Source organism: uncultured Limosilactobacillus sp., assembly GCF_934202705.1.
In the GTDB taxonomy this organism is placed as follows: domain Bacteria; phylum Bacillota; class Bacilli; order Lactobacillales; family Lactobacillaceae; genus Limosilactobacillus.
Genome location: NZ_CAKPYE010000007.1, coordinates 44,403 through 70,513, shown reverse-complemented (window position 1 = coordinate 70,513; position 26,111 = coordinate 44,403). Strand labels below are relative to the sequence as shown.

General features: G+C 41.5%; 25 protein-coding genes. 23 read left to right on the top strand and 2 right to left on the bottom strand.

Going from position 1 to position 26,111, the window contains the following annotated elements; genetic code table 11:
- Positions 1–6: 6 nt before the first annotated feature.
- Positions 7–1,533 (bottom strand): amino acid permease, encoded by a 1,527-nt coding sequence (locus Q0C76_RS05930; RefSeq protein WP_295730910.1) that lies wholly within the window; start codon positions 1,531–1,533, stop codon positions 7–9.
- Between the two features lie 617 nt (positions 1,534–2,150).
- Between Q0C76_RS05930 and adhP the strand changes: the two genes are divergently transcribed.
- The 7 genes from adhP to Q0C76_RS05895 all read left to right on the top strand — a co-directional run bounded on the left by adhP (position 2,151) and on the right by Q0C76_RS05895 (position 15,870).
- Positions 2,151–3,176, top strand: a complete 1,026-nt coding sequence (gene adhP / locus Q0C76_RS05925) for an alcohol dehydrogenase AdhP (protein WP_295730907.1) — start codon at positions 2,151–2,153, stop codon at positions 3,174–3,176.
- Between the two features lie 168 nt (positions 3,177–3,344).
- Positions 3,345–3,812: a CtsR family transcriptional regulator gene (locus Q0C76_RS05920; RefSeq protein ID WP_295730904.1), complete on the top strand. Its 468-nt coding sequence runs from the start codon at positions 3,345–3,347 to the stop codon at positions 3,810–3,812.
- A gap of 17 nt (positions 3,813–3,829) precedes the next feature.
- Complete coding sequence (locus Q0C76_RS05915) at positions 3,830–6,316, top strand: ATP-dependent Clp protease ATP-binding subunit (protein ID WP_295730901.1); 2,487 nt, start codon at positions 3,830–3,832, stop codon at positions 6,314–6,316.
- A 135-nt stretch (positions 6,317–6,451) separates the two neighbouring features.
- Complete coding sequence (locus tag Q0C76_RS05910) at positions 6,452–7,042, top strand: TetR/AcrR family transcriptional regulator (RefSeq protein WP_295730898.1); 591 nt, start codon at positions 6,452–6,454, stop codon at positions 7,040–7,042.
- A gap of 272 nt (positions 7,043–7,314) precedes the next feature.
- The gene (locus tag Q0C76_RS05905; protein ID WP_295730895.1) at positions 7,315–10,905 is read left to right on the top strand and encodes a DNA-directed RNA polymerase subunit beta; all 3,591 of its coding nucleotides are present in this window, start codon (positions 7,315–7,317) and stop codon (positions 10,903–10,905) included.
- A 17-nt stretch (positions 10,906–10,922) separates the two neighbouring features.
- Entirely contained in the window at positions 10,923–14,588 is a 3,666-nt protein-coding gene (rpoC, locus tag Q0C76_RS05900; protein WP_295730892.1) for a DNA-directed RNA polymerase subunit beta', read from the top strand.
- A gap of 115 nt (positions 14,589–14,703) precedes the next feature.
- On the top strand, positions 14,704–15,870 hold the full coding sequence (locus Q0C76_RS05895) for an ABC transporter permease (protein WP_295730889.1): 1,167 nt from the start codon (positions 14,704–14,706) through the stop codon (positions 15,868–15,870).
- Positions 15,871–15,892: 22 nt separating this feature from the next.
- On the opposite strand, the gene Q0C76_RS05890 is transcribed toward Q0C76_RS05895, so the two are convergent.
- On the bottom strand, positions 15,893–16,564 hold the full coding sequence (locus Q0C76_RS05890; protein ID WP_295730886.1) for an A24 family peptidase: 672 nt from the start codon (positions 16,562–16,564) through the stop codon (positions 15,893–15,895).
- 245 nt (positions 16,565–16,809) lie between these two features.
- On the opposite strand from Q0C76_RS05890, the gene rpsL reads away from it, so the two are divergent.
- The 16 genes from rpsL to rplX all read left to right on the top strand — a co-directional run bounded on the left by rpsL (position 16,810) and on the right by rplX (position 26,093).
- Positions 16,810–17,223 (top strand): 30S ribosomal protein S12, encoded by a 414-nt coding sequence (gene rpsL / locus Q0C76_RS05885; RefSeq protein ID WP_006916608.1) that lies wholly within the window; start codon positions 16,810–16,812, stop codon positions 17,221–17,223.
- Between the two features lie 23 nt (positions 17,224–17,246).
- Entirely contained in the window at positions 17,247–17,717 is a 471-nt protein-coding gene (gene rpsG, locus Q0C76_RS05880) for a 30S ribosomal protein S7 (RefSeq protein ID WP_295730883.1), read from the top strand.
- Positions 17,718–17,820: 103 nt separating this feature from the next.
- The gene (gene fusA, locus Q0C76_RS05875; RefSeq protein WP_295730880.1) at positions 17,821–19,908 is read left to right on the top strand and encodes an elongation factor G; all 2,088 of its coding nucleotides are present in this window, start codon (positions 17,821–17,823) and stop codon (positions 19,906–19,908) included.
- Positions 19,909–20,208: 300 nt separating this feature from the next.
- The gene (gene rpsJ / locus Q0C76_RS05870) at positions 20,209–20,517 is read left to right on the top strand and encodes a 30S ribosomal protein S10 (protein ID WP_295730878.1); all 309 of its coding nucleotides are present in this window, start codon (positions 20,209–20,211) and stop codon (positions 20,515–20,517) included.
- A 50-nt stretch (positions 20,518–20,567) separates the two neighbouring features.
- Positions 20,568–21,230, top strand: a complete 663-nt coding sequence (gene rplC, locus Q0C76_RS05865; RefSeq protein WP_295730876.1) for a 50S ribosomal protein L3 — start codon at positions 20,568–20,570, stop codon at positions 21,228–21,230.
- An 18-nt stretch (positions 21,231–21,248) separates the two neighbouring features.
- Positions 21,249–21,872 (top strand): 50S ribosomal protein L4, encoded by a 624-nt coding sequence (gene rplD, locus Q0C76_RS05860; RefSeq protein ID WP_295730874.1) that lies wholly within the window; start codon positions 21,249–21,251, stop codon positions 21,870–21,872.
- Complete coding sequence (gene rplW / locus Q0C76_RS05855; RefSeq protein WP_295730871.1) at positions 21,872–22,165, top strand: 50S ribosomal protein L23; 294 nt, start codon at positions 21,872–21,874, stop codon at positions 22,163–22,165. The genes rplD and rplW overlap by 1 nt, the downstream gene beginning before the upstream one ends.
- Positions 22,166–22,190: 25 nt before the next feature.
- Complete coding sequence (gene rplB / locus Q0C76_RS05850; RefSeq protein ID WP_295730870.1) at positions 22,191–23,036, top strand: 50S ribosomal protein L2; 846 nt, start codon at positions 22,191–22,193, stop codon at positions 23,034–23,036.
- A 34-nt stretch (positions 23,037–23,070) separates the two neighbouring features.
- Complete coding sequence (gene rpsS, locus Q0C76_RS05845) at positions 23,071–23,352, top strand: 30S ribosomal protein S19 (RefSeq protein ID WP_251545483.1); 282 nt, start codon at positions 23,071–23,073, stop codon at positions 23,350–23,352.
- 19 nt (positions 23,353–23,371) lie between these two features.
- Entirely contained in the window at positions 23,372–23,719 is a 348-nt protein-coding gene (rplV, locus tag Q0C76_RS05840; protein WP_006916619.1) for a 50S ribosomal protein L22, read from the top strand.
- Between the two features lie 12 nt (positions 23,720–23,731).
- The gene (rpsC, locus tag Q0C76_RS05835; RefSeq protein WP_295730862.1) at positions 23,732–24,391 is read left to right on the top strand and encodes a 30S ribosomal protein S3; all 660 of its coding nucleotides are present in this window, start codon (positions 23,732–23,734) and stop codon (positions 24,389–24,391) included.
- 3 nt (positions 24,392–24,394) lie between these two features.
- Positions 24,395–24,829, top strand: a complete 435-nt coding sequence (gene rplP, locus Q0C76_RS05830) for a 50S ribosomal protein L16 (protein ID WP_006916621.1) — start codon at positions 24,395–24,397, stop codon at positions 24,827–24,829.
- Positions 24,819–25,025: a 50S ribosomal protein L29 gene (gene rpmC, locus Q0C76_RS05825; protein WP_006916622.1), complete on the top strand. Its 207-nt coding sequence runs from the start codon at positions 24,819–24,821 to the stop codon at positions 25,023–25,025. Before rplP ends, rpmC begins: the two co-directional genes overlap by 11 nt.
- A gap of 24 nt (positions 25,026–25,049) precedes the next feature.
- Positions 25,050–25,316 carry a 30S ribosomal protein S17 gene (rpsQ, locus tag Q0C76_RS05820; RefSeq protein WP_295730858.1) on the top strand — a complete coding sequence of 89 codons (267 nt, stop codon included), beginning with the start codon at positions 25,050–25,052 and terminating at the stop codon, positions 25,314–25,316.
- A gap of 68 nt (positions 25,317–25,384) precedes the next feature.
- Positions 25,385–25,753 carry a 50S ribosomal protein L14 gene (gene rplN / locus Q0C76_RS05815; RefSeq protein WP_006916624.1) on the top strand — a complete coding sequence of 123 codons (369 nt, stop codon included), beginning with the start codon at positions 25,385–25,387 and terminating at the stop codon, positions 25,751–25,753.
- Between the two features lie 31 nt (positions 25,754–25,784).
- Positions 25,785–26,093 carry a 50S ribosomal protein L24 gene (gene rplX / locus Q0C76_RS05810; protein WP_295730854.1) on the top strand — a complete coding sequence of 103 codons (309 nt, stop codon included), beginning with the start codon at positions 25,785–25,787 and terminating at the stop codon, positions 26,091–26,093.
- The last annotated feature ends 18 nt before the right edge of the window (positions 26,094–26,111 follow it).

The following is a 26,111-nucleotide window of genomic DNA, read 5'->3' as shown; positions in this document are numbered from 1 at the left end:
AATTAATTACTTGTTTTGTTGAGCTAACTCTTGATCTTCTTCCTTAAGATACTTAGCAACATCTTTGCTCCATTTGTCATGGTAACGGTACATAATCAGTGGTAAGATTCCCACGATTACAACCATGATTAAGAGAGTAATGACATAAGTTGAACGAAGATGGGTTGGAGTACCTTCGGCCGGGATAAAGGTAATGAAGAAGGCCATTAAAGTAATCACAAATCCAATTACCGCAACAGCAATGCTGAAGCCACGGCTCTTACTCATCCGGTATGTCCGATGAAGATGTTCGTACTTGCTCTTTAAGACGATGTAAGCAACAATCATCATCAGATAAACCATTAAGTATTGAGCGGTAGTAGCAGCCATTGAAACATTGAAAGCAAAATCGGCGTTTTCACCGCTATCAAATGTAATCATTAGGGCGGTAATCGTAACAACAATTGCCTGAAGGACAACAATCCGCATTGGGACACCACGCTTATTTGGCTTAGCAAAGTATTTTGGCATATATCCTTGACGGGCAGCGACGAATAATCCTTGGTTAGGACCGGCTAACCAGTTACTTAATTCACCAATAATGCCACAAGCTAAGAGAATACCAACAATTTTGCCAAGCAAATCGCCGGGTAATCCGATTGAAGAAAGTAGGTGTCCATAGGTGTAAACAAAACCAGTACTATTTTGGATATCGGCTTTTGGAACTGTCATCGCAATGGATAAGCTTCCCAAAAGGTCAAAACAAATGGCGGTTAGTGCTAAACCAAGCATTACTTTTGGATACTGGTTTGGATGTTCCAAGTTCTTGACATGTGGAGCCTGAGCTTCTCCACCACAGAATGCTAAAATAAATGGAACAAATGCTACTAATGTGGTGCCGTTAAATTTACTTGGAATCATCGAGTGCCAAGTAAGATGAACATAAATTGGATTGCCTTGGATTAAATAGGTTATGAACACCAGAATCAGTAAAATGACTGGAGTAGCAATTCCTAATCCAAAAAGCCATTCAGCAATTTTACCAACCCGTTTTTCACCAAAGTGTTGAATTAACACACATCCCCAAAGGATGATCATCATTAACCCGAATCTCACCAACGGTTGTGTGTTGAACCATGGCGTATTAAAGGCAATTGAAAATGCACCAATTACGAAGTACATCATCGTGTCCATTCCAACGGTAATGTGAATCCATTGGTAAAACATTGCTGTCCATCCGGACTTTTCACCGAGCGTCCCTTTGACCCAGGTGAAGATTCCTCCATCAGCCCAGCCATCGATTGAAGCCATTTCCCCAGTTTCTTGAGTAATTGGTAAGAACCAGAGAATGCCGGCAATTAATAGCCAAAATAATGAGGTTGCTCCAGCCTTGCCAAACGGAGCAAATTCGTCAACAGAAATCACAACAGAACAAGACATGGCAAAGAGTTTTAAGCCAGTTAATTGGTTGTACTGCTTTGTACTATTATCTAGTGTTTTGTCGTGGTTAAAATGTGGTCCGCTATGTGGACCGATAGCTGGTATATCAGCCATTATCACCATCTCCCACGAAAATCATCACTAGTGCTTTGCACTAGTTCTAGTGGAAAAAATAACCTGTTAAAACTAAAGATGTCTTGAAAGGACCTTTCACCTTTAATTATTGACAAAATTTATCAAATGTCACTATACACAATTTGATATCTGTCCAAAAATCAGTATTTTTTCAATGTAATATGTCTAATAACTTAATTTAATTAAGATAAATAAACTTTTATTTAATTTAATTAAGAAGAGGTTACGCTAGAGATTAAAACGATTGCAAGACTTAATAAGCGATGAAAACGATTTCTTTATTGTTGTATTAAAGGATGTGTAAACTTTTCAATAAATTATTAACTAATAATTATTTTTACAAAAATATATTACTGTAAAAAAAGATAAATAGAAATGTCTAACTTTTGTTTAGTAAGTGAAAATAATAACAAATAATTAGCAACTTTGGTTTCTGATTGTAGTGCCTGATAACACGAGGATCATCGCGATTGTTAGATGAGCGGTCTAGTGTGTTTATTGTTAGAATGTTCAATCTTTCACTTTATTTTTATGGAATTTCTGTTACTATAGAAGACGTAAACGATTTCAAAAAAGCAAAAGGAGATTTTAGCACTATGAAAGCTGCTGTTATTAATGATCCAGTTGATGGATACGTTACTGTCAAAGACGTTCAACTCCGTGACTTAAAGCCAGGAGAGGCATTAGTTGATATGGAATACTGTGGTTTATGTCACACTGACCTCCACTGTGCCGCTGGTGACTTTGGTAAGAAACCGGGTCGGATTATTGGTCACGAAGGAGTTGGCCGTGTTTCAAAGGTTGCTCCTGGTGTTACAAGCCTTAAAGTTGGTGACCGGGTATCAATTGCTTGGTTCTTTAAGGGGTGTGGCCACTGTGAATATTGCTTAACTGGTCGTGAAACTCTTTGCCGAAATGTTCTAAACGCTGGTTACACTGCTGATGGTGCTATGGCTGAACAATGTATTGTTCCAGCTGACTATGCTGTCAAGGTTCCAGAAGGACTGGATCCAGTTGAAGCAACATCATTAACTTGTGCCGGAGTTACGATGTACAAGGCTTTGAAGGTTGCTGATATTAAGCCAGGTCAATGGGTATCCATTGTTGGTGCTGGTGGTTTGGGTAACCTTGGGATTCAATTTGCTCACAATGTGTTTGGCGCGCATGTGATTGCTGTTGATGGTAACCCAGACAAGCTAGAAGCTGCCAAAGAAAATGGTGCTGAAATTTGCATTAACCGTCATGACAACAATGTTGATGAACAAATCCAAGAAAAGGTTGGTGGCGTTCACGCAGCTGTTGTTACTGCCGTTACCACTGCTGCATTTGATCAAGCGGTTAACTCCCTTCGTCCAGATGGTAAGCTGGTTGCGGTTGCCTTACCACAAGGGGATATGAAACTGAATATTGCTAAGACGGTTCTTGATGGAATTATTGTTGCTGGGTCACTTGTTGGTACCCGTCAAGACTTAGCTGAATGTTTCCAATTTGGTGCCGAAGGTAAGGTTCACCCAATTGTTAAGACACGGAAGCTTTCTGAAATCAACGATATGATTCAAGAATTAAAGGATAATAAGGTTGTTGGTCGGAACGTTGTTGACTTTGTTCACAACAAGAACTAACAATTAATCTAATTTGAAAAACAGTTCGTGGTTGTTTCCACGGGCTGTTTTTGCTATCTTATGATTTAATATGTGATGAATTTGAAATGATCGTTCATTGAAAAAGGCGTGTCTGCTATAATGAGAGTAACACTAAGGTCAATATTAGTCAGGGATGGGGATGATAGAATGGAAGAAAAAAGTATCTCAGATATTATTGAAGGGTATTTAAAATCAATTATGGCTGATGATGAGAAAGTCGAAATCCGTCGTTCTGAGATTGCTAATCATTTTGATGTAGTTCCATCGCAGATTAATTATGTTATTAAGACACGCTTTACATTGCAAAACGGCTACTTGGTTCAGAGTAAGCGTGGCGGTGGTGGTTACATTCGAATTGAACGGGTCAACCTAATTGATGACGTGGATGTCTTGGACATGTTAATTAATACGATTGGGCAATCAATTACTGAAAATGACGCTTTTACGATTATTCAAACCCTATTTACAGAAAAAGTGATTACCCAACGTGAAGGTGATTTAATGTTGGCTGCCCTTTCAAAAGAGACTCTTGGCAGGTCAACCCAGGATGACTCAAATCAGTTACGTGCACGTGTTTTGATCGCGTTTTTAAATCGTCTTCGTTATGAAAGTTAACTGAAAGGAGAACATTGATGGCAGATTTCTTATATACCCCGAATGCTCAATCAGCTTTAAACATTGCACAAGAACAGGCGCGTTATTTTAAACATCAAGCAGTTGGGACGGAGCACTTGCTGTTAGCACTTAGTTTAGAAAAAAATGGGGTGGCTGCTAATTTATTACGGCAATTAAACGTTACGACTGACGACCTACGTGAAGAAATTGAACGATTTACTGGCTATGGTACGATGACTAAACTCACAGCCAATAGTTATTTACCATATTCGCCAAAAATGCGTGAGATTCTCTCGGTGGCTGGTCAACTAGCCCGACAGTTGGGAATGACGCAAGTTGGTACAGAGCATTTGATGCTTGCACTGCTAAGTGATAGCAATATTTTATCCTCCCGCATTCTGGGTAGCCTCAATGTTGATGTTCCCCAAGCACGTCGGACTCTTTTGCGTCGCTTAGGGGTAAGTAACAGTAAGCAACGATTGAATACCAGGTCAAGTAATGTTCGCCAGGGTGCTCACAAAACGCCGACCCTGGATAAATTGGCGCGAGATTTAACCAAAATTGCGCGGGAAGAAGACCCAGACCCAGTGGTTGGTCGTGATTCAGAAATTAAAAGAGTTGTTCAGATTTTGAGCCGTCGAACCAAAAATAATCCAGTTTTGGTTGGTGAACCTGGAGTTGGGAAAACCGCAATTGTCGAAGGCTTAGCACAACTAATTGTGCAGGAAAAAGTCCCGAGTGATTTAGTTGGCAGCCGATTGATGATGCTCGATATGGGATCGTTAGTTGCTGGAACGAAGTATCGTGGTGAATTTGAAGATCGTTTAAAGAAGGTCATCGAAGAAATCTATCAAGATGGTCATGTCATCTTATTTATTGATGAATTGCATACGTTAGTGGGTGCTGGCGGAGCAGAAGGGGCGATTGATGCTTCAAATATTTTAAAACCTGCCCTAGCACGTGGTGAACTTCAACTAATTGGTGCCACAACGTTAGATGAGTATCAAAAACATATTGAATCAGATTCAGCATTAGAACGGCGTTTTGCAACGGTCACGGTGGATGAACCAACGAAGGATGCGTCGGTTGAGATTTTGCGTGGCATTCGTCCTAAATATGAAAAGTATCACCATCTTAAAATTACTGACTCCGCATTAGAAGCTGCTGTGGCATTATCTGATCGCTATATTACCAACCGCTTTCTGCCAGACAAGGCGATCGACTTAATGGATGAGGCCGCCGCGATGAAGCGAATCGATGGACAAGGACGCAATACAACGTTTGCAAAGCGGATGCATCAATTAGAGGATTTACGTGAGCAAAAAGAGCTGGCAATTGAACAGCAAGATTTCGACCAAGCCGCTAAGCTTCGCCAACAAGAATTAAAACTAAAGGAAAAAGTTGATGAAGAGAAAACACGGCGCCAAAAAATGGAAGCACAAGATGAATATTCACTTAAGATTGATGATCATGATATTGCCAAGGTTGTTTCAGAGTGGACAGGCGTGCCGTTAACGCAGCTGAAAAAGAAAGAGAGTGAACGACTGGTTCATCTTGAAAAGGGACTTCATCAACGTGTCGTTGGTCAGGATGAAGCAGTAACGGCCCTCGCGCGTGCAATCCGTCGTGCACGAAGCGGTCTCAAAGATCCCCGTCGTCCAATTGGATCGTTTATGTTCTTAGGCCCAACTGGTGTGGGTAAAACGGAATTAGCGAAAGCGCTGGCCGCAGAAATGTTTGGCTCTGAAGACAATATGATTCGGATCGATATGTCTGAATATCAGGAACGGTTTAGTGCGAGCCGCTTAGTTGGTGCTGCTCCTGGTTATGTTGGCTATGAAGAAGGCGGTCAATTAACTGAAAAGGTTCGTCAGCACCCGTATTCTGTCGTTTTGCTTGACGAAGTCGAAAAGGCAAATGTTGACATTTTTAACTTATTACTACAGGTTTTAGATGATGGCTTCTTAACTGATTCTAAAGGTCGCAAAGTTGATTTTCGCAACACCGTTTTGATTATGACTTCGAATTTAGGGGCAACCCAGCTCCGTGATGAAAAAACGGTTGGCTTTGGTGCCCAAGACGTTCAGGATAACTATGCGGCAATGAAAGCGGCTATTCAAGGACAACTAAAACAACATTTTCGTCCGGAATTTCTGAATCGAATTGACGAAACGATTGTCTTCCATTCATTAACGAAGGATAATCTACATCAGATCGTGAAACTGTTGCTGAGAGGACTTATCAATCGGGTAGCAAAACAAAACGTGAAGTTGAAATTTACGCCAGCAGCGGTTGATTTAATTGCAGCCGATGGCTTTGATCCGGAATATGGTGCTCGGCCACTTCGGCGATCAATTCAAACTTTGGTTGAAGATCCGCTTAGTCTCGCCCTGCTTTCGGGTGAGGTTGAAAGTGGTACCACAGTAACCGTTGGTGCTCGCCAGGGCAAACTTAATTTTACGAGTATGCAAGCTGGGCATAAGCAACCGCTTGTAATAAAGTGATCACGGTAAATGTATTTACAAATAAAGTTATTACGAATTTATTGAAAAAATTGTTAAATAAGGTAAAATGTTTTTGTCAACCGAAAAATAATTGATATTTGGTTAAACTGGATATGAGAAAGGCTCGTTTGAAATATGAGAAGATCTGAACAATTAGCAAAAACTAGGACGGCAATTATGAAAACAGCGACAAAGCTGTTTTTAAATAAAGGTTTTGGGGAGACATCCACCCGTGATATTGCTAAAGAAATTGGGATCACTCAGCCTGCTTTATATCACCACTTTAGCGACAAAGAGGTTTTGTTTCTGAATGTTATGACCAGTCATGGGAGCCGTGTCCGTCAAGAAATTAACCGGGTGATGCGGGAAAGTGAATCGACAGGGGAAGATCGTTTATGGGAGTTGGTAAAGACCTTCTTGCGGCTTCACCCTAAGGATATTTATGAACAATGGCAAAGCGCTGGTGACTTGCTGAGCCAAAGTTCAAAGCGAAAGCTCAATGTGATTTTTATGATTGATTACATTGAACCTGTTTCCGAATTTTTTAAACAGTCGGATATTAAAATCCGGCCAGATGTTTTGCCTAAGGAGGCTGCTGAATTATTTATTGCGAGTTTAAGCCCGATGTTTAACTCGTTTCAGAAGTTTGGCGGGCGTTCTATTACTCAGGAACAACGGAATCGCATCATTTTAGATGTTTTTCTCAATGGATTAAATCAACGCTAAAAGATTCAATTATCAGATAACGGCTAACCGATGAGGTGGTCGTTTTTTATTATCGTGAGAGTTGACTTCATTAGTTAAAACGATTATAATTCTAGGGTATTTAAATGTAAGTTCAACGATTGTAATGATCTATTGTCCATTGCAATCCTTATAAATCCCAAAGGTAGTTGCCGGCTGCTTTTGGATTTTTTTTGCTCAAAAGTTATGTTTTTTACTAAATGTAATCAAAATGTAACATTTGGCATGTTGAACTTACCCAACAAATTAGAGAGGTGAATACTTTGGCCGGACATTTAGTAAAATACGGTAAACACCGTACCCGTCGTAGTTATTCTCGGATTAAGGAAGTCCTTGATCTACCGAACCTGATTGAAATTCAAACTAATTCATACAATTGGTTTATGGATAAAGGGATCCGGGAAATGTTTAATGACATTATGCCAATTGACGATTTTCAAGGTAAGCTTTCCTTAGAATTCGTTGATTATCAACTTATGGAACCCAAGTATACTGTTGATGAGGCACGTGAGCATGATGCTAACTATTCAGCACCGCTTCATGTAACATTACGGTTGACGAATCACGAAACTGGAGAGATTAAGTCTCAAGATGTCTTCTTTGGTGACTTCCCATTAATGACTGACCAAGGGACTTTCATTATTAACGGTGCAGAACGGGTAATTGTTTCCCAATTAGTGCGTTCTCCTGGTGTTTACTATAATGAAGAAACTGATAAAAATGGTCGGCCAAGTTATGGTGCCAACTTCATTCCAAACCGTGGAGCATGGCTTGAATATGAAACTGATGCTAAGGGAATTTCGTACGTAAGAATCGACCGGACACGGAAACTGCCATTAACAGAGTTAGTTCGTGCCCTTGGTTTCGGCTCTGATGATGAGATTATTGAAATGCTTGGTGGAAATTCTGATTCACTGAGTGTAACCTTGGATAAGGATGTTCATAAGGATGCTGAGGATTCTCGTGTTGAAGAAGCATTAAAGGACATTTATGAACGACTTCGTCCTGGTGAACCCAAGACAGCAGATTCTGCACGAAGCCTGTTAACGGCGCGTTTCTTCGATCCAAAGCGATATGACATGGCTCCAGTTGGTCGTTACAAGACTAATAAGAAGTTAAAGATGAAGTATCGTCTTCTTGGTCAAACCTTGGCAGAAACGTTAGCTGATCCAGAGACTGGTGAAATTTTGGCTAACAAGGGTGACGTTGTTACTAAAGAGGTTCTGAAAAAGTTAGAGCCAGCTTTGGCAAGCGACGATTTTAAGATGGTTACTTATACACCATCTGATGAAGCGGTTGTGACTGCTCCAGTTAAATTACAAAAAATCCTGGTATACTCCAAGAAAGATCCAGAACGGGTAGTGCCAATTGTTTCAAATGGTCATATTCCATTGGAACTCAAGCATATTCAACCTGCTGATATTATTGCATCAGTTAATTACTTCTTTAATCTGCAAGAAGGTATTGGTTCCACTGATGATATTGATCACTTGGGTAATCGACGGATTCGCTCAGTCGGTGAATTATTACAAAATCAATTCCGGATTGGTTTAGCACGGATGGAACGGGTAGTCCGTGAACGGATGTCAATTCAAGATATTAATACGGTTACACCACAACAGTTAATTAATATCCGTCCAGTTGTCGCATCCATTAAGGAATTTTTCGGTTCATCACAACTTTCCCAATTCATGGACCAAACTAATCCACTGGGTGAACTGACCCATAAGCGTCGTCTTTCTGCTTTAGGGCCTGGTGGTTTAACCCGTGATCGTGCTGGTTATGAAGTTCGGGACGTTCACTATACTCACTATGGACGGATGTGCCCAATTGAAACGCCTGAAGGACCAAACATTGGGCTGATTAACAGTCTATCGTCCTATGCTCGGGTTAATAAGTATGGATTCATTGAAACGCCATATCGTCGTGTTTCTTGGGAGACCCATAAAGTTACGGACAAGATTGACTACTTAACAGCTGACGAAGAAGATAACTACATCATTGCTCAAGCTAACACTAAGCTGAATGATGATGGTTCATTTGCTGAAGATGAAATTATGTGTCGTGATAAGGATGACTATATCTCGACAACCGCTGAGAATGTTGATTACATGGACGTGTCGCCTAAGCAAGTAGTCTCTGTTGCTTCTGCATGTATTCCATTTTTGGAAAACGATGACTCTAACCGTGCCCTGATGGGGGCCAACATGCAACGGCAAGCGGTTCCGTTAATTAATCCTCACGCACCTTTGATCGGAACGGGGATTGAATATAAGGCTGCTCACGACTCAGGAGTTGCATTAATTGCTAAGTATTCAGGAACTGTCGAATATGTAGATGCACGAGAAATTCGGGTTCGCCGCGATGACGACACTCTTGATGCTTACAAGTTAATGAAGTTCCGTCGTTCTAATGGTGGGAAGAACTATAACCAACGCCCAATTGTTAAAGTTGGTGAACATGTGGATGCCGATGATATTTTGGCTGATGGTCCATCGATGGAACAAGGAGAGTTAGCGCTAGGCCAAAACCCATTAATTGCCTTTATGACTTGGCAAGGTTATAACTTCGAAGATGCCATTGCAATTTCCGAACGCTTAGTTAAGGATGATGTTTACACTTCTATTCATATTGAATCTTATGAATCTGAAGCACGAGAAACAAAGCTTGGACCTGAAGAAATGACCCGTGAAATTCCAAATGTTGGTGCGGATGCATTAAAGAACTTGGATGATAACGGTGTTGTTCGTGTTGGGGCTGAAGTTCATGATGGAGATATCTTGGTTGGTAAGGTTACACCAAAGGGAGTAACCGAACTATCAGCAGAAGAGCGGTTGCTACACGCTATTTTTGGTGAAAAGTCGCGTGAGGTTCGTGATACTTCACTCCGTGTGCCTCACGGTGGTGGCGGTATTATCCAAGACGTTAAGGTCTTCACTCGTGAAAATGGTGACGAATTGTCGCCTGGTGTCAACAAGATGGTTCGAGTTTACATCGCTCAAAAACGAAAGATTCAAGTTGGTGACAAGATGTCCGGACGTCACGGTAACAAGGGGACGGTTTCCATTGTGGTTCCTGAAGAAGATATGCCGTACATGCCAGATGGGACGCCGATTGACATTATGCTGAGCCCAATGGGTGTGCCATCACGGATGAATATCGGACAAGTTATTGAATTGCACTTGGGAATGGCTGCTCGTGAATTAGGTATTCATATTGCAACACCTGTCTTCGATGGTGCGACTGATAAAGACGTCTGGGATGCTGTTAAGGAAGCCGGTTTGCCATCAGATGGTAAGACGATTCTTTATGATGGTCGGACTGGTGAACCATTTGAACAGCGGGTTGCAGTTGGTGTGATGCACTACCTGAAACTTGCCCACATGGTTGACGATAAGATTCACGCTCGTTCCATTGGACCATACTCGCTGGTTACACAACAACCACTTGGTGGGAAAGCTCAGTTTGGTGGACAACGGTTTGGTGAAATGGAAGTTTGGGCTTTGGAAGCATATGGTGCAGCCTACACACTTCAGGAAATCTTGACCTACAAGTCAGATGATGTTGTCGGACGGGTTAACACATACGATGCCATTATTAATGGTGATCGCATTCCAAAGCCGGGTGTTCCAGAATCATTCCGTGTCTTAGTTAAGGAATTGCAGTCATTAGGACTTGATATGAAAGTTCTTGATGATAACCACGAAGAAGTGCAATTAAAGAACATGGATGAAGATGTGATTGATGTTCGTAAGTCCGCACAGCATGCGCAACAAAAACAACAGGAAGCAACATCTTCTGACCAATCAGCACAATCTGAACCAAATGAAGCTAAACAAGACTAAAAAAGGAGGACAGCCCTTTGATTGACGTCAATAATTTTGAAAGTATGCAGATCGGGTTGGCTTCACCTAATAAGATCCGGAGTTGGTCGTATGGTGAAGTGAAAAAGCCAGAAACGATTAACTATCGAACTTTAAAGCCCGAAAAAGAAGGTCTGTTTGACGAACGAATCTTTGGACCAACCAAGGACTACGAATGTGCTTGTGGTAAATACAAACGAGTTCGTTTTAAGGGATTAGTATGTGATCGCTGTGGGGTCGAAGTTACTAGTTCAAAAGTTCGTCGTGAACGGATGGGCCACATTGAATTAGCTGCTCCGGTATCACATATTTGGTACTTCAAGGGAATTCCATCACGGATGGGGCTTGTTTTGGACATGAGCCCACGCGCATTGGAAGAAGTAATCTACTTTGCTTCCTACGTGGTTTTAGATCCAGGTGATACGCCATTAGAAAAGAAACAGTTACTGACGGAAGCTGAATACCGTGATAAGAAGGCTGAGTACGGCGATCGATTTACAGCAGAAATGGGTGCTGAGGCGGTTCAAAAACTTTTGAAGGATGTTGACCTTCAAAAAGAAGCCGATGAACTGAAAGCTGAATTAAAGGATGCTACCGGCCAAAAACGGACGCGTGCTGTTCGCCGATTGGACATTTTGGAAGCATTTATCAAGTCTGGTAATAAACCAGAATGGATGGTAATGGATGTAATCCCTGTGATGCCACCTGACTTGCGACCAATGGTTCAATTGGAAGGTGGACGGTTCGCTACTTCTGATCTGAACGATCTTTATCGGCGGGTTATTAACCGAAACAATCGTTTGAAGCGATTACTGGAATTAAATGCTCCAGGAATTATTGTGCAAAACGAAAAACGGATGTTGCAAGAAGCGGTTGATGCTTTAATCGATAATGGTCGTCGTGGTCGTCCGGTTGCTGGGCCAGGTAATCGTCCATTGAAGTCTCTCTCTCACTTGTTGAAAGGGAAACAAGGACGGTTCCGTCAAAACTTACTGGGAAAGCGGGTTGACTACTCTGGCCGTTCCGTCATTGATGTTGGTCCATCTCTGAAGATGAACCAAATGGGACTCCCTATCCCGATGGCCTTAGAATTATTTAAGCCATTTATTATGCACGAATTAACCAAACGCAAGATGGTTAATAATGTTAAGGCTGCTAAGCGCATGATTGATAAGCGTGACGATAAGGTCTTTGATGTTCTCGAAGATGTTATTAAAGAACACCCGGTATTGCTGAACCGGGCACCTACTTTGCACCGGTTAGGGATTCAAGCGTTTGAACCAATTTTGGTTTCTGGTAAGTCAATGCGGCTACACCCATTAGTATGTACAGCATACAATGCGGACTTTGATGGTGACCAAATGGCTATTCACGTGCCATTATCAGATGAAGCTCAGGCGGAAGCACGACTATTAATGTTGGCTGCTCACCATATTCTTTCGCCTCGTGATGGTGAACCAATTGTGGCACCTTCACAAGATATGGTTATTGGTAATTACTACATGACTACGGAAGATAAGGGTCGCGAAGGCGAAGGAATGATCTTTAAGGATGCCGATGAAGCTGAAATGGCCTATCGAAATGGTTATGTTGCATTGCAAACACGAGTAGGTGTTCAAGTTGCCGCTTACCCTGAGAAGCCGTTCACTGATGATCAACGTGACAAGGTAATGGTAACCAGCGTTGGTAAATTATTGTTTAATAAGATTCTGCCAAAGGATTACACATTCATTAATGAACCAACTGATGATAATCTGCAAAATGGTGTTCCTGATAAGTACTTCCTCGATAAGGGTGAAGATATTCATGAATACCTGGAAAATGCTCCACTTGTTCCACCATTCAAGAAGGGCTTCTTATCGGATATCATTGCTGAAATCTACAAGATTTATAAAGTTACAGAAACCTCTGAGTTTTTGGACCGCATTAAGGACCTTGGTTACTATGAATCAACCATCTCTGGTTTAACAGTTGGGGTTGCCGATATCACGGACTTAAAGGAAAAGCCTGAAATTATTGAAAAGGCGCACAAGCAAGTTGCATTAATTACGAAGCAATTCCGTCGTGGGTTAATTACAGACAATGAACGTTATGAACGGGTAATTGGTGTTTGGAATGATGCCAAGGACGAAGTTCAAGAGAAATTAATTGAACATATGGATATCCATAACCCAATCAACATGATGTCTGACTCCGGTGCGCGTGGTAACATTTCTAACTTTACTCAACTTGCCGGAATGCGTGGCTTAATGGCTTCACCATCTGGTAAGATTATGGAATTACCAATTCTTTCTAACTTCCGTGAAGGGCTATCAGTTCTGGAAATGTTCATTTCCTCTCACGGTGCTCGTAAAGGGATGACAGATACCGCTTTGAAGACTGCCAACTCTGGTTACCTAACTCGTCGTCTGGTTGATGTTGCTCAAGATGTCATCGTTCGTGAAGAAGATTGTAGAACCGATCGTGGGCTTGACGTTTCAGCAATTACTAACGGTAACGAAATGATTGAACCACTGTATGACCGAATCCTTGGTCGTTACACAATGAAGTCGGTCTTCGATCCTTCCACTGGTGAACGAATTGTTGGTAAGAATGTCTTAATTGATGAAGCCATGGCTCAAAAGATCGTTGATGCTGGAGTGAAGACAGTAACGATTCGCTCAGCATTTACTTGTAACACTGAACATGGTGTGTGTGAACGCTGTTATGGACGAAACGCCGCTACTGGAGACAAGGTCGAAGCTGGTGAAGCAATTGGGACTGTCGCAGCTCAATCAATTGGTGAACCTGGTACGCAACTAACGTTACGTAACTTCCACACCGGTGGGGTTGCTGGAAACGAAGATATTACTCAAGGGCTTCCTCGTGTGCAAGAAATTGTTGAAGCACGGAATCCAAAAGGTCGGGCTACTATTTCAGAAGTTACCGGTGAGATTGAATCAATTGAAGAAAATCCAGCTGAACAAACTAAGGATATTACCGTAAAGGGCGAGAATGATACGCGGACTTATACTTTGCCAATCACTGCTCGGTTACGGGTTTCTGAAGGTGACTTTATTCACCGTGGATCAGCTTTGAACGAAGGTTCCATTGATCCAAAGGAATTAATTCGTGTTCGGGATGTCCTCTCAACTGAAACTTACTTGCTGGAACAAGTCCAAGGTGTTTATCGGATGCAAGGGATTGACTTGTTAGATAAGCACGTTGAAATTATGATTCGGCAAATGATGCGGAAAGTTCGGGTTATGGATCCTGGTGATACTGATGTTCTTCCAGGTGAATTGATGGACATTAGTCAATTCCGGGATGCTAACTATCAGACGTTAATTTCTGGTGGAATCCCAGCAACTGCTCGTCCGGTAATTCTTGGAATCACTAAGGCTGCTTTGGAAACTAATAGTTTCTTATCTGCCGCTTCCTTCCAAGAAACGACCCGGGTACTTACCGATGCCGCTATCCGTGGCAAGGAAGACCCACTTGTTGGTCTAAAGGAAAATGTTATTATTGGTAAGATTATTCCTGCTGGTACAGGAATGAGTGCTTACCGAAACATTAAGCCAAAAGAAGTTAGCGTTGGGGCGACTGCTGATAGTGCAGTTACTGCAATGCCAAACGGTTCCATTCGTGAAATGGAAGAACAAATGAAAGAAAATGACGATCAGTAATTTTCTTCTAAAATGAATAAGACGTGAGTCGATTTGGCTCACGTCTTATTTTTTGCTTGTATTTATTATAAAAATGGTGTTAATGTAATTAAGTTACAAGTTGGGGAGGATAAAATTGAAAAAATATGAAATTGAAATTCCTGAGGCGGCATTAAAACAACTGGAAATAGATAATACCGAATACTCAATGCGGTTGGAGCATAATTCGATTTTAGTACGACCTGCTAATGTGGTGGATTTAATCCCACAAATTCATTTCTGGTGGTACGGAATCTTTGCAACACTTTCGGCAGTTGCCTTTTTGCTTTATGTAATGAGTCAACACTACCATGTTATTCCGCTTAGCGGAAATGATTCGATTGCCACTGCTTCAATCCTGCTCAGTGCCATTTGCGGAACGTTGGCATTTGCGATTACCTTTATTGTTGAAAAGATGCGGGGTAGCGGCCCGGCACGATCGTTTTCATGGCGAAGCTTACCACCGCTCATTGTTGCAAGTGCGATGATTATTATTTTCATCATGCTTGCGGTTTATTGGTTATTAGGAGAATTATTTCATGGGCTGCGCTTGGATATCTATACCTCAACAGTTTTGATATTTATTGCGGAGGCCGTAGTCAACTATTTAATGATTAACTTGGCAATGACGATTTCACCTGGAGTAATAACCAATTTAATGACGATTATGATTGTTGGTGGGGTTGGATTCTCCATGTTAACTAATTCAACCAAGAACTGGTGGCGTCACAATTTTAGTTTTCTCGGGACCAATCAAAATAGTAACCACTTTTCCTTTAATATTACGTTAGTTTTCTCTGGCTTACTTTTAATGATTTTAATTGATTACTTGTTTGTTAACTTGAATCATAAGTACCGCGGGTGGAAAGTTAACACTTTGCGTGGATTGTTATATGCACTTGGTGCATGTATCGGTTGTATCGGACTATTTCCAAATAATCCAGAGTTTCACATCCTTCATGATCGGATTGCAATGTGGTTGGTCTACTTATTATTAATCCTAATTGTCGCCGTCCGTTGGATTTTACCTGAAGTTACTAAAGACTTTTTGAAAGTTTCCCACATTATTGGAGCTGTGATTGCGGTTGATTATATTGTGTTTGAAGCATTTACATATTTATCCTTAACAGCTTTTGAATTAATTGCCTTTATGTTAGCGTTCGCCTGGATCTTGTTGTTGCTTCAATATATCGAAACACTTGTTAATAACAATGTCCAGATCTTCCCAGTTTCCATAAAGGTGGTTCCTGATCGATCTGAATAATAACTTGCTATACTGAACACGTCTAGACAAGGGCGTGTTTTTTTATAATTAGGCTTAAAAATAGTCCACACCACAGAAAGGGAAGAAATGGGATGGCGACTTTATGAAAAAGTTTTGGGTGGAATAGAGAAAAGAAACAAGCTAAAAAAATCATCTGATTGGCAACGGTCGCCCCACAACTTAAAATGGCTAATAAAATGAAGTCCACATCCCCATTGCCGATTTTGCGGTACCAGTAGCAAACGCTCCAGATCACTACGTAACCAATTGTCAGAATCTGAAATGGTTCCATAATTGTGAGCCAGTGAAGGAATCCAATACTAATTAACCAAGCGCCGTTAAACTTTTGAGTAAACCAATCTTCAGTGCAGGTAATAAGCATACATGAATCGACTAAAATGAAAATGATTGCGTCAGAAATTGAGAAAATGGGAAATTCCATCCACAGAAATGCGGATAGTATCTCGGTTGTGATCCAGAAACGATTAATCGGCTTTCCACATTGTTTACATTTTCCTTTTTGAATGACGTATCCAATAATGGGGATGAGATGGTACCAACGGATTATTTGCTTGCAATGATCACAAACAGACCGCTGGTTAAAAGAGCAACTGCGAAAAAATAATTTTCGCCAAGTCATGGTAGTTAAAAAAGAGCACCAACAGGCACCAGTTAAAAATAAAACAATTGACATAGTTTCACCTCAATAAATAACTACGCAAGATTTACAAAAGTTAAACGAATTTCCTAATCGATATCATTTGACAATAAACAAGTCACATGTTAAATTAGTCAAGGTGCTTTTGTTAGCAGCGAGTGTGTCTGTCGTTGGACAGACGAACGTCCGCGATAGCACAAATTAAATAACCATCCATTTTTTTATTCTCAAAAAAGAACCACCTGGATGTGTGGACTTAAATCAAAGAAAGGGGATTAATTATGCCTACAATTAATCAACTGGTTCGTAAGGGCCGGAAGAGTCACAAGGACAAGTCAAAGTCACCTGCCTTGGGCTTTGTTTACAACAGTTTTAAGAAGGAAGAAGTTAAGACACCATCACCACAAAAGCGTGGGGTTGCAACCCGTGTTGGTACAATGACGCCAAAGAAGCCAAACTCAGCTTTACGGAAGTATGCCCGTGTTCGTCTTTCTAACTTAATCGAAGTTACTGCTTACATTCCTGGGATTGGTCACAACCTTCAAGAACACTCAGTTGTTCTAATTCGTGGTGGTCGTGTAAAGGACTTGCCAGGGGTTCGTTACCACATTATTCGTGGGACACTTGATACTGCCGGCGTTGAAGGTCGTCGTCAAAGCCGTTCTAAGTACGGTGCAAAGAAGCCTAAGGACTAATCATCAAAGGGAGGAAATAAGAAATGCCTCGTAAAGGACATATTGCAAAACCAGAAGTTTTACCAGATCCAATTTACAATTCAAAGCTGGTAACTAGCATGATTAACCACTTGATGTTAGATGGTAAGCGTGGTACCGCTTCCAAGATCTTATATCAAGCATTTAACGAAATTAAAGACCAAACTGGTAATGATCCAGTTGAAGTATTTGAACAAGCAATTGAAAATGTTCAACCTGCACTTGAAGTTAAGGCACGTCGTATTGGTGGTTCTAACTACCAAGTTCCAATTGAAGTTCGTCCAGACCGTCAACGGACGTTAGCACTTCGTTGGTTAACCCAATTCGCACGTCTTCGTGGTGAACATACAATGATTCAACGGTTAGCTGCTGAAATTATTGATGCATCAAACAACACTGGTGCTTCAATTAAGAAGAAGGAAGATACTTTACGGATGGCTGAAGCCAACCGAGCATTTGCACATTACCGCTGGTAATAAATTGAAACTGGTCGCCGACCTAGTTTCTCTGAGGGCGACGCAATCGATTAAAAACGTCACCCTTTTTTTAAGAAAGATTTGAAGGGAGATACACAAAAAGATGGCTAACAAACGTGAATATCCACTTGCCAAGACTCGTAACATTGGTATCATGGCCCACATTGACGCGGGGAAGACTACTGCCACTGAACGGATCCTTTACTACACTGGTAAAATTCACAAAATTGGTGAAACTCATGATGGTGCTTCACAAATGGACTGGATGGATGAAGAAAAGGAACGTGGGATTACGATCACTTCTGCCGCTACTACTGCGGTTTGGAAGGATCACCGGATTAACATCATTGATACCCCAGGACACGTTGACTTCACAGTTGAAGTTGAACGTGCCTTACGGGTACTTGACGGTGCCGTAACGGTTCTGGACGCCCAAGCTGGGGTTGAACCACAAACTGAAACTGTTTGGCGTCAAGCTGATGACTTTGATGTTCCACGGATCGTTTTTGCTAACAAGATGGATAAGATGGGTGCTAACTTTGATTACTCAGTTCAAACAATCAAAGATCGTTTAAACGTTACCCCATTACCAATTCAATTACCAATTGGTGCTGAAGATGACTTTGCCGGAGTAGTTGACCTTGTCAAGATGGTTGCTTACGTTTATGACGAAGATAAGTTGGGCACTAACTGGGATACTGTTGATATTCCAGCTGACCTTAAGGACGAAGCGGAAAAGCGCCATGATGAAATGCTTGAAACTTTGGCTGATGTTGATGACAACATTATGGAAAAGTACCTTGATGGTTCAGAAATTTCTGTTGATGAAATTAAGGCTGCCATTCGTAAGGCAACTCTTGCCCAAGAACTGTTCCCTGTATTAGCTGGTTCTGCATACAAGGATAAGGGTATTCAAATGATGCTTGATGCAGTTATTGACTACTTACCATCCCCATTAGATGTTAAGCCATTTGTTGCTCACGATGCAGATGGTAATGAAGTTGAATTAACTGCTGGTGATGACAAGCCTTTTGCTGCCTTAGCATTTAAGATTGCTACTGACCCATTTGTTGGTCGTTTGACGTTCTTGCGTGTTTACACCGGTTCCCTTCAATCTGGTTCATACGTTTTGAACGCTACTAAGGATAAGCGTGAACGGATTGGTCGTCTGCTTCAAATGCACTCTAACCAACAACACGAAATTCCTGAAGTGTTCTCTGGTGATATTGCTGCGGCAATTGGTTTAAAGAACACAACAACAGGTGATTCATTAACTGATCCTGATCATCCGCTTCAGCTTGAATCTATGGACTTCCCTGAACCAGTTATTCAAGTTTCTGTTGAACCTAAATCTAAGGCTGATCAAGATAAGATGGATAAAGGTCTGCAAAAGCTTGCTGAAGAAGACCCAACGTTTAAGACCGAAACTAACCCTGAAACTGGTGAAACATTAATCGCCGGAATGGGTGAACTACACTTAGACATCATTGTTGAACGGCTCCGTCGTGAATTCCACGCGGAAGTAACCGTTGGTAAGCCACAAGTTTCCTATCGTGAAGCATTTACTAAGCAAGCAAGTGCACAAGGTAAATTTGTTCGTCAATCTGGTGGTAAAGGTCAATACGGTGATGTATGGATTGAATTTACTCCATTGGATGAAGGTAAAGGTTTCGAATTTGAAGACGCTATCGTTGGTGGGGTTGTTCCTCGTGAATACATTCCTGCTGTTGAACAAGGTTTGAAAGAGGCAATGGAGAACGGTGTTCTTGCTGGTTACCCATTAGTTGATATGCACGCCAAACTTTATGATGGTAGTTACCACGAAGTCGACTCATCCGAAGCTGCTTTTAAAGTTGCTGCTTCACTTGCACTTAAGAATGCAGCCAAGAAGGCTGATCCCGTAATTCTGGAACCAATTATGAAAGTTGATATTGTAACTCCAGAAGACAACCTGGGTGATGTTATGGGTCACGTTACTGCTCGTCGTGGTTCAATTGATGGAATGGAAGAACGTGGGAACGCACAACTTGTTCATGCATTCGTACCATTGTCAGAGATGTTTGGTTATGCAACGACTCTTCGTTCTGCTACCCAAGGTCGTGGGACGTTCACGATGACATTTGACCATTACTCTGCAGTTCCAAAGTCAGTTCAAGAAGATATCATTTCTAAGAATGGTGGCAACAACTAAAAACTTTATCTTAAGTTTGTCCAAAAAAGTTCGCACAAATAATGTGCGGACTTTTTTTGTAATATACTTTTAATAAAAAAATCCGAATTAATTACGATAAACCCTTGCGACATCAATGATTCTCTAGTATTATGGTTAAGTGCTTGAATTTATGGGGAGCAGTCTGCTTCCGATTAATATATTCAAGATCACAGGCGATGAAGTGGAAGGTTGCGACACACCCGGCCGCTTTGCCACAGGATGTGGCGGTAATTTCCATGGAGCTAGTCAAATTTTAAATCTGACGAAGGAGGGAACATAATGGCAAACCAAAAGATTCGTATTCGTTTAAAGGCTTATGAACACCAAGTTTTGGATCAATCTGCTGACAAGATTGTTGAAACTGCAAAACGGACTGGTGCTCAAATTTCAGGCCCAATCCCGTTACCAACTGAACGGACTTTATACACGGTGCTTCGGTCACCACACAAGTTCAAGAAGTCACGGGAACAATTTGAAATGCGTACCCACAAGCGTTTGATCGACATTGTTGATCCTACGCCAAAGACGGTTGACTCTTTAATGAAGCTTGACCTGCCTAGTGGTGTTGACATTGAAATTAAGCTTTAATTTAAAGCAATTAAGTAAGAAATAAATCAAACTAAATTGGAGGTGTACTCATGACCAAAGGAATCTTAGGTAAAAAGGTCGGCATGACTCAAGTTTTCACTGATAATGGTGAATTAGTTCCTGTTACTGTAATCGATGTAACGCCAAACGTTGTAATGCAAATTAAGACTGTTGAAAATGATGGTTACAATGCTGTTCAACTGGGTTTTGATGACAAGCGGGAAATCTTGAGCAACAAGGCTGAACAAGGTCATGCAGCAAAAGCAAACACGGCTCCTAAGCGCTTCATCGGTGAAATCCGCGATGCTGAATTAGGAGACGATATTAAAGTCGGAGACGAAGTTAAGGCGGATATTTTCGCCGAAGGTGAGACAGTTGATGTAACTGGTATCACAAAGGGTCATGGTTACCAAGGGAACATCCATAAGGATGGTCAATCTCGTGGACCAATGGCACACGGTTCTCGTTATCACCGTCGTCCAGGTTCTCTGGGTGCAATCATTAACCACGTCTTCAAAGGCAAGAAGCTCCCAGGACGGATGGGTGGCAACACTCGGACTATGCAACACTTACAAGTTGTAAAGGTCGATACTGATAACAACGTATTACTTATTAAGGGTAACGTTCCTGGTGCCAACAAGTCTTACGTAACTATTAAAAACTCTGTTAAGGCTAACACTAAGAAGAGCCTTAGCAAGCAACACAACAATTAAGAAAGGAGGAACTAAATTATGACTAGCGTTGCATTATTCAACCAAGATGGTAGCCAAAACGGTACTATCGATTTAAACGATGCAATTTTTGGTGTAGAAGTGAACGAAAACGCTGAATACGAAGCCATCATTCGTCAACGTGCTTCACTCCGCCAAGGTACACACGCAGTTAAGAACCGCTCCGCAGTTAGCGGTGGTGGGAAGAAGCCATGGCGTCAAAAGGGTACTGGTCGTGCTCGTCAAGGTTCTATCCGTTCACCACAATTCCGTGGTGGTGGAATTGTTTTTGGACCAACTCCACGTTCATACAATTACCGCTTACCTCGCAAGGTTCGTCAACTTGCTATTAAGTCTGCACTTTCTCAAAAGGTTGCAGATGACAAATTTGTTGTTGTTGACTCAATTAACTTTGATGCACCAAAGACGAAGAAATTCGCAAGTGTATTAGATAACTTAAAGGTCAACGAAAAAGTGTTGATCGTTGTAACTGACGATGATAAGAATGCTGAATTATCAGCTCGTAACTTAGCAAAGGTTAGTGTTGTTACTCCTGCAGGTGTAAACATTCTAAACGTTGTTGATGCTCAAAAGATCGTCATTACTAAGTCAGCTCTTTCTCAAGTAGAGGAGGTGCTCGCATAATGGAAGCACGCGATATTATTTTACGTCCGGTTATTACTGAAGCATCTACTGCTGCAATGGACGACAAGCGTTATACATTTGATGTTGATTTACGAGCAACCAAGACTCAAGTTAAGAATGCGGTAGAAGAAATCTTCGACGTTAAGGTTGTAAAAGTTAACATTATGAACATTAAGGGGAAGCAAAAGCGTCAAGGACGTTACGTTGGTTACACTAAACGCCGTCGTAAGGCCATTGTTCAACTTTCTGCTGACTCTAAAGAAATCAAGTTGTTTTCAGACGACAACAACTAAATTTAAAGGTTAGGAGGAAAGAATAGTGGGAATTCGCAAATACAAAGGTACCACTAACGGTCGCCGTAACATGAACGGATTTGACTTTGCTAATATTACAAAGACAGCTCCTGAAAAATCATTATTGGCACCTTTAAAGCACACCGCTGGGCGTAATAGCCAAGGTAAAATGACTGTTCGTCACCGTGGTGGAGGTACGAAGCGTCAATACCGGATTATCGACTTTAAGCGGAACAAGGATAATGTTCCAGCAACTGTTAAGGCAATTGAGTACGATCCAAATCGTACTGCTAATATTGCATTGTTGGTATACGCTGATGGTACGAAGTCATATATTTTAGCACCAAAGGGTCTCGAAGTAGGAATGACAGTTGAATCTGGTCCAGAAGCTGACATCAAGGTTGGTAATGCATTGCCATTAAAGAACATTCCTGTTGGTACTGTTATTCACAACATTGAATTAAAGCCAGGCAAAGGTGGTCAATTAACCCGGTCAGCTGGAGCTTCAGCTCAATTACTTGGTAAGGAAGAAAAGTATGTCCTTGTACGGCTTTCTTCAGGTGAAGTTCGGATGGTTTTGGCAACTTGCCGTGCAACCGTAGGTTCAATTGGTAATGAAGAGCGTGCTTTGCTTATTAAGGGTAAGGCTGGTCGTAATCGTTACGCTGGTCGTCGTCCACACGTTCGTGGTTCTGTTATGAACCCTAACGATCACCCACATGGTGGTGGTGAAGGTAAGCAACCAGTTGGTTTACCATCTCCACTTTCTCCATGGGGTAAGAAGACAGTTGGTAAGAAGACCCGTTCACACAAAGCACGTTCAAACAAATTTATTGTTCGTGGTCGTAAGCGTGGTCCACACACCCGTTAATTTAAATTGATAATACCTGAGAGGAGGTACAAATATGGCTCGTAGTTTGAAAAAAGGACCTTTTGCTGATGCATCATTGCTGAAAAAGGTTGAAGCGCAAGCCGATAACGAAAAGAAATCAGTTATCAAGACTTGGTCACGTCGTTCCACGATTTTCCCAAGCTTCATTGGATACACCTTTGCTGTTTACGATGGTCGTAAACATGTGCCAGTTTACGTGCAAGAAGATATGGTTGGTCACAAGCTTGGTGAATTTGTTCCAACACGGACTTTCCATGGTCATGCATCTGATGATAAGAAAACTCAAGCTAAGTAATTAAGGAGGGAATTGAGTAATGGCTGAAAATGTTACTTCAGCTAAAGCAACTGCTAAGATGGTTCGTGTATCATCACGGAAGGTTCGTCTTGTATTAGACACTATCCGTAACAAGAGTGTTGCTGAAGCATTTGCTATTCTGAAGTTCACTCCTAATGGTGCTGCTTCAGATGTTGAAAAAGTTTTAAAATCTGCTGTTGCAAACGCTGAAAATAATTTTGATCTTGATCGTGCTTCATTGGTTGTTTCTGAAGCCTTTGCAAACGAAGGACCTACCCTTAAGCGGTTCCGTCCACGTGCGAAGGGTTCTGCTTCACCAATTAATAAGCGGACCAGTCATATTACAGTGGTTGTTACAGAAAAATAGGAGGAATGAATAGTGGGTCAAAAGATTAATCCTAATGGTTTCCGTGTTGGGGTCATTCGTCCATGGAGTGCTAAATGGTACGCTGATAAGAAGCACTACGCTGAAAACCTGAACGAAGACCTTCGGATCCGTAAATATATCGAAAAGCGACTTGCTGATGCCTCTGTTTCAACCATCGAAATTGAACGTGCTGCAAATCGCGTAAACGTTTCAATTCATACCGCTCGTCCTGGGATGGTAATTGGTAAAGGTGGTTCAGAAGTTGAAGCACTTCGTCTTGAATTAAATAAATTAACTGGCAAGCGTGTTCATATCAACGTTGTTGAAATTAAGAAGCCTGATTTGGACGCTCACCTTGTCGGACAAAACGTTGCAGAACAATTGGAAAACCGGATTGCTTTCCGTCGTGCTATGCGTGGTGCTATGCAACGCGCAATGCGTGCTGGTGCAAAGGGTGTTAAGATCCAAGTTGCTGGACGTTTAAACGGTGCAGATATGTCACGGGTTGAATCATACTCTGACGGTACTGTGCCATTGCACACACTTCGTGCAGATATTGATTATTCATGGGATGAAGCTCGTACCACATATGGGGCTTTAGGTATTAAGACCTGGATTTACCGTGGTGAGGTTCTTCCTGAAAAGAAGAATAGTTCTAAAGGAGGGAAGTAAAACATGCTAGTACCAAAGCGAGTTAAGCACCGTAAGGTTCAACGTGGTCACCTTCGTGGTGAAGCTAAAGGTGGTAAGACTGTCGCTTTCGGTGAATACGGTTTACAAGCTTTAGATTCTCATTGGATCTCAAACCGTCAAATCGAAGCCGGCCGTATTGCAATTACCCGTTATATGAAGCGTGGTGGTAAGGTATGGATTAAGATCTTCCCACACCTCTCTTACACTAGCAAAGGTGTTGGTGTCCGGATGGGTAATGGTAAGGGTGCTCCCGAAGGATGGGTTGCCCCTGTTAAGCGTGGTAAGGTATTATTTGAAGTTGCAGGTGTTTCTGAAGAAGTTGCACGTGAAGCTTTACGTCTTGCCGGTACTAAAATGCCAGTTCGCACTAAGATTATCAAACGTGAGGAAGTAGGTGGACAATCTCATGAAGAGTAAAGATTTTGTAAAAGAACTGAATGGATTAACCACTGATCAATTGCTTAGCCGTGAAAAGGAATTGAAGGAACAATTGTTTAACTTACGTTTCCAATTAGCAACCGGCCAGTTGGAAAACACTGCAAGCCTTAAGAACGTTCGTAAGGACATTGCTCGGGTTAAGACAGTTCTTCGCCAACAAGAATTAAATAAATAAGAATACGAAAAGGAGGATTAGCGCATGAGTGACGAACGTAATGCACGTAAGGTGTACCAGGGTCACGTTGTTTCAGATAAGATGGACAAAACGATTGTAGTATCAGTTGATACCTATAAGAGTGCTCCCATTTATGGTAAGCGTGTGAAGTACTCAAAGAAGTTCTACGCCCACGATGAAAACAACGAAGCTCACGCAGGTGACACTGTTCAAATCATGGAAACTCGGCCGCTTTCTGCAAAGAAGCGTTTCCGGCTTGTAAAGGTTGTCAAGAAGGCTGTAATTCTATAATGCTTTCTAAAGCAATCATTAAATTCGTATTCTAAATTCTTATAAAAGATGGAAGGAGGACATTAACCGTGATTCAACAAGAAAGTCGGTTGAAGGTCGCTGATAACTCAGGTGCCCGTGAGATTTTGGTCATCAAGATCTTGGGAGGTTCCCGTGTTAAGACCGGTAATATTGGTGATATTATTGTTGCTACTGTTAAACAAGCAACACCAGGTGGCGTTGTCAAAAAGGGTGACGTTGTTAAGGCTGTTGTTGTACGGACTAAGCATGGTCTTCATCGTAAGGATGGTTCATACATTAAGTTCGACGAAAATGCTGCTGTTTTAATTAATAATGACAAGAGCCCTAAGGGTACCCGTATTTTTGGCCCAATCGCTCGTGAGCTACGTGATGACGACTTTATGAAGATCGTTTCACTGGCCCCAGAAGTTCTTTAAGATTACCAGAAATAAGGAGGTGTACTACCACATGTTTTTAAAGACAGGTGACAAGGTTCGCGTCATTACCGGTAAGGATAAGGGTAAAGAAGGTACAATCAAGAAAACCCTTGCTAAAGAAAACCGTGTAATCGTTGAAGGAATTAACAAAATTAAAAAGCACCAGAAGCCAAGCAATGCCAATCCTAATGGTGGGATTGTTGATACTGAAGCTCCTATTCAAGCATCAAATGTGATGTTGATTGATCCATCAACGAATGAACCAACTCGTGTTGGTTTCGAATTTGTTGACGGCAAGAAGGTTCGGATTGCTAAGAAGTCTGGTAAACAGATCGACTAATAATTAAGGAAAGGAGGA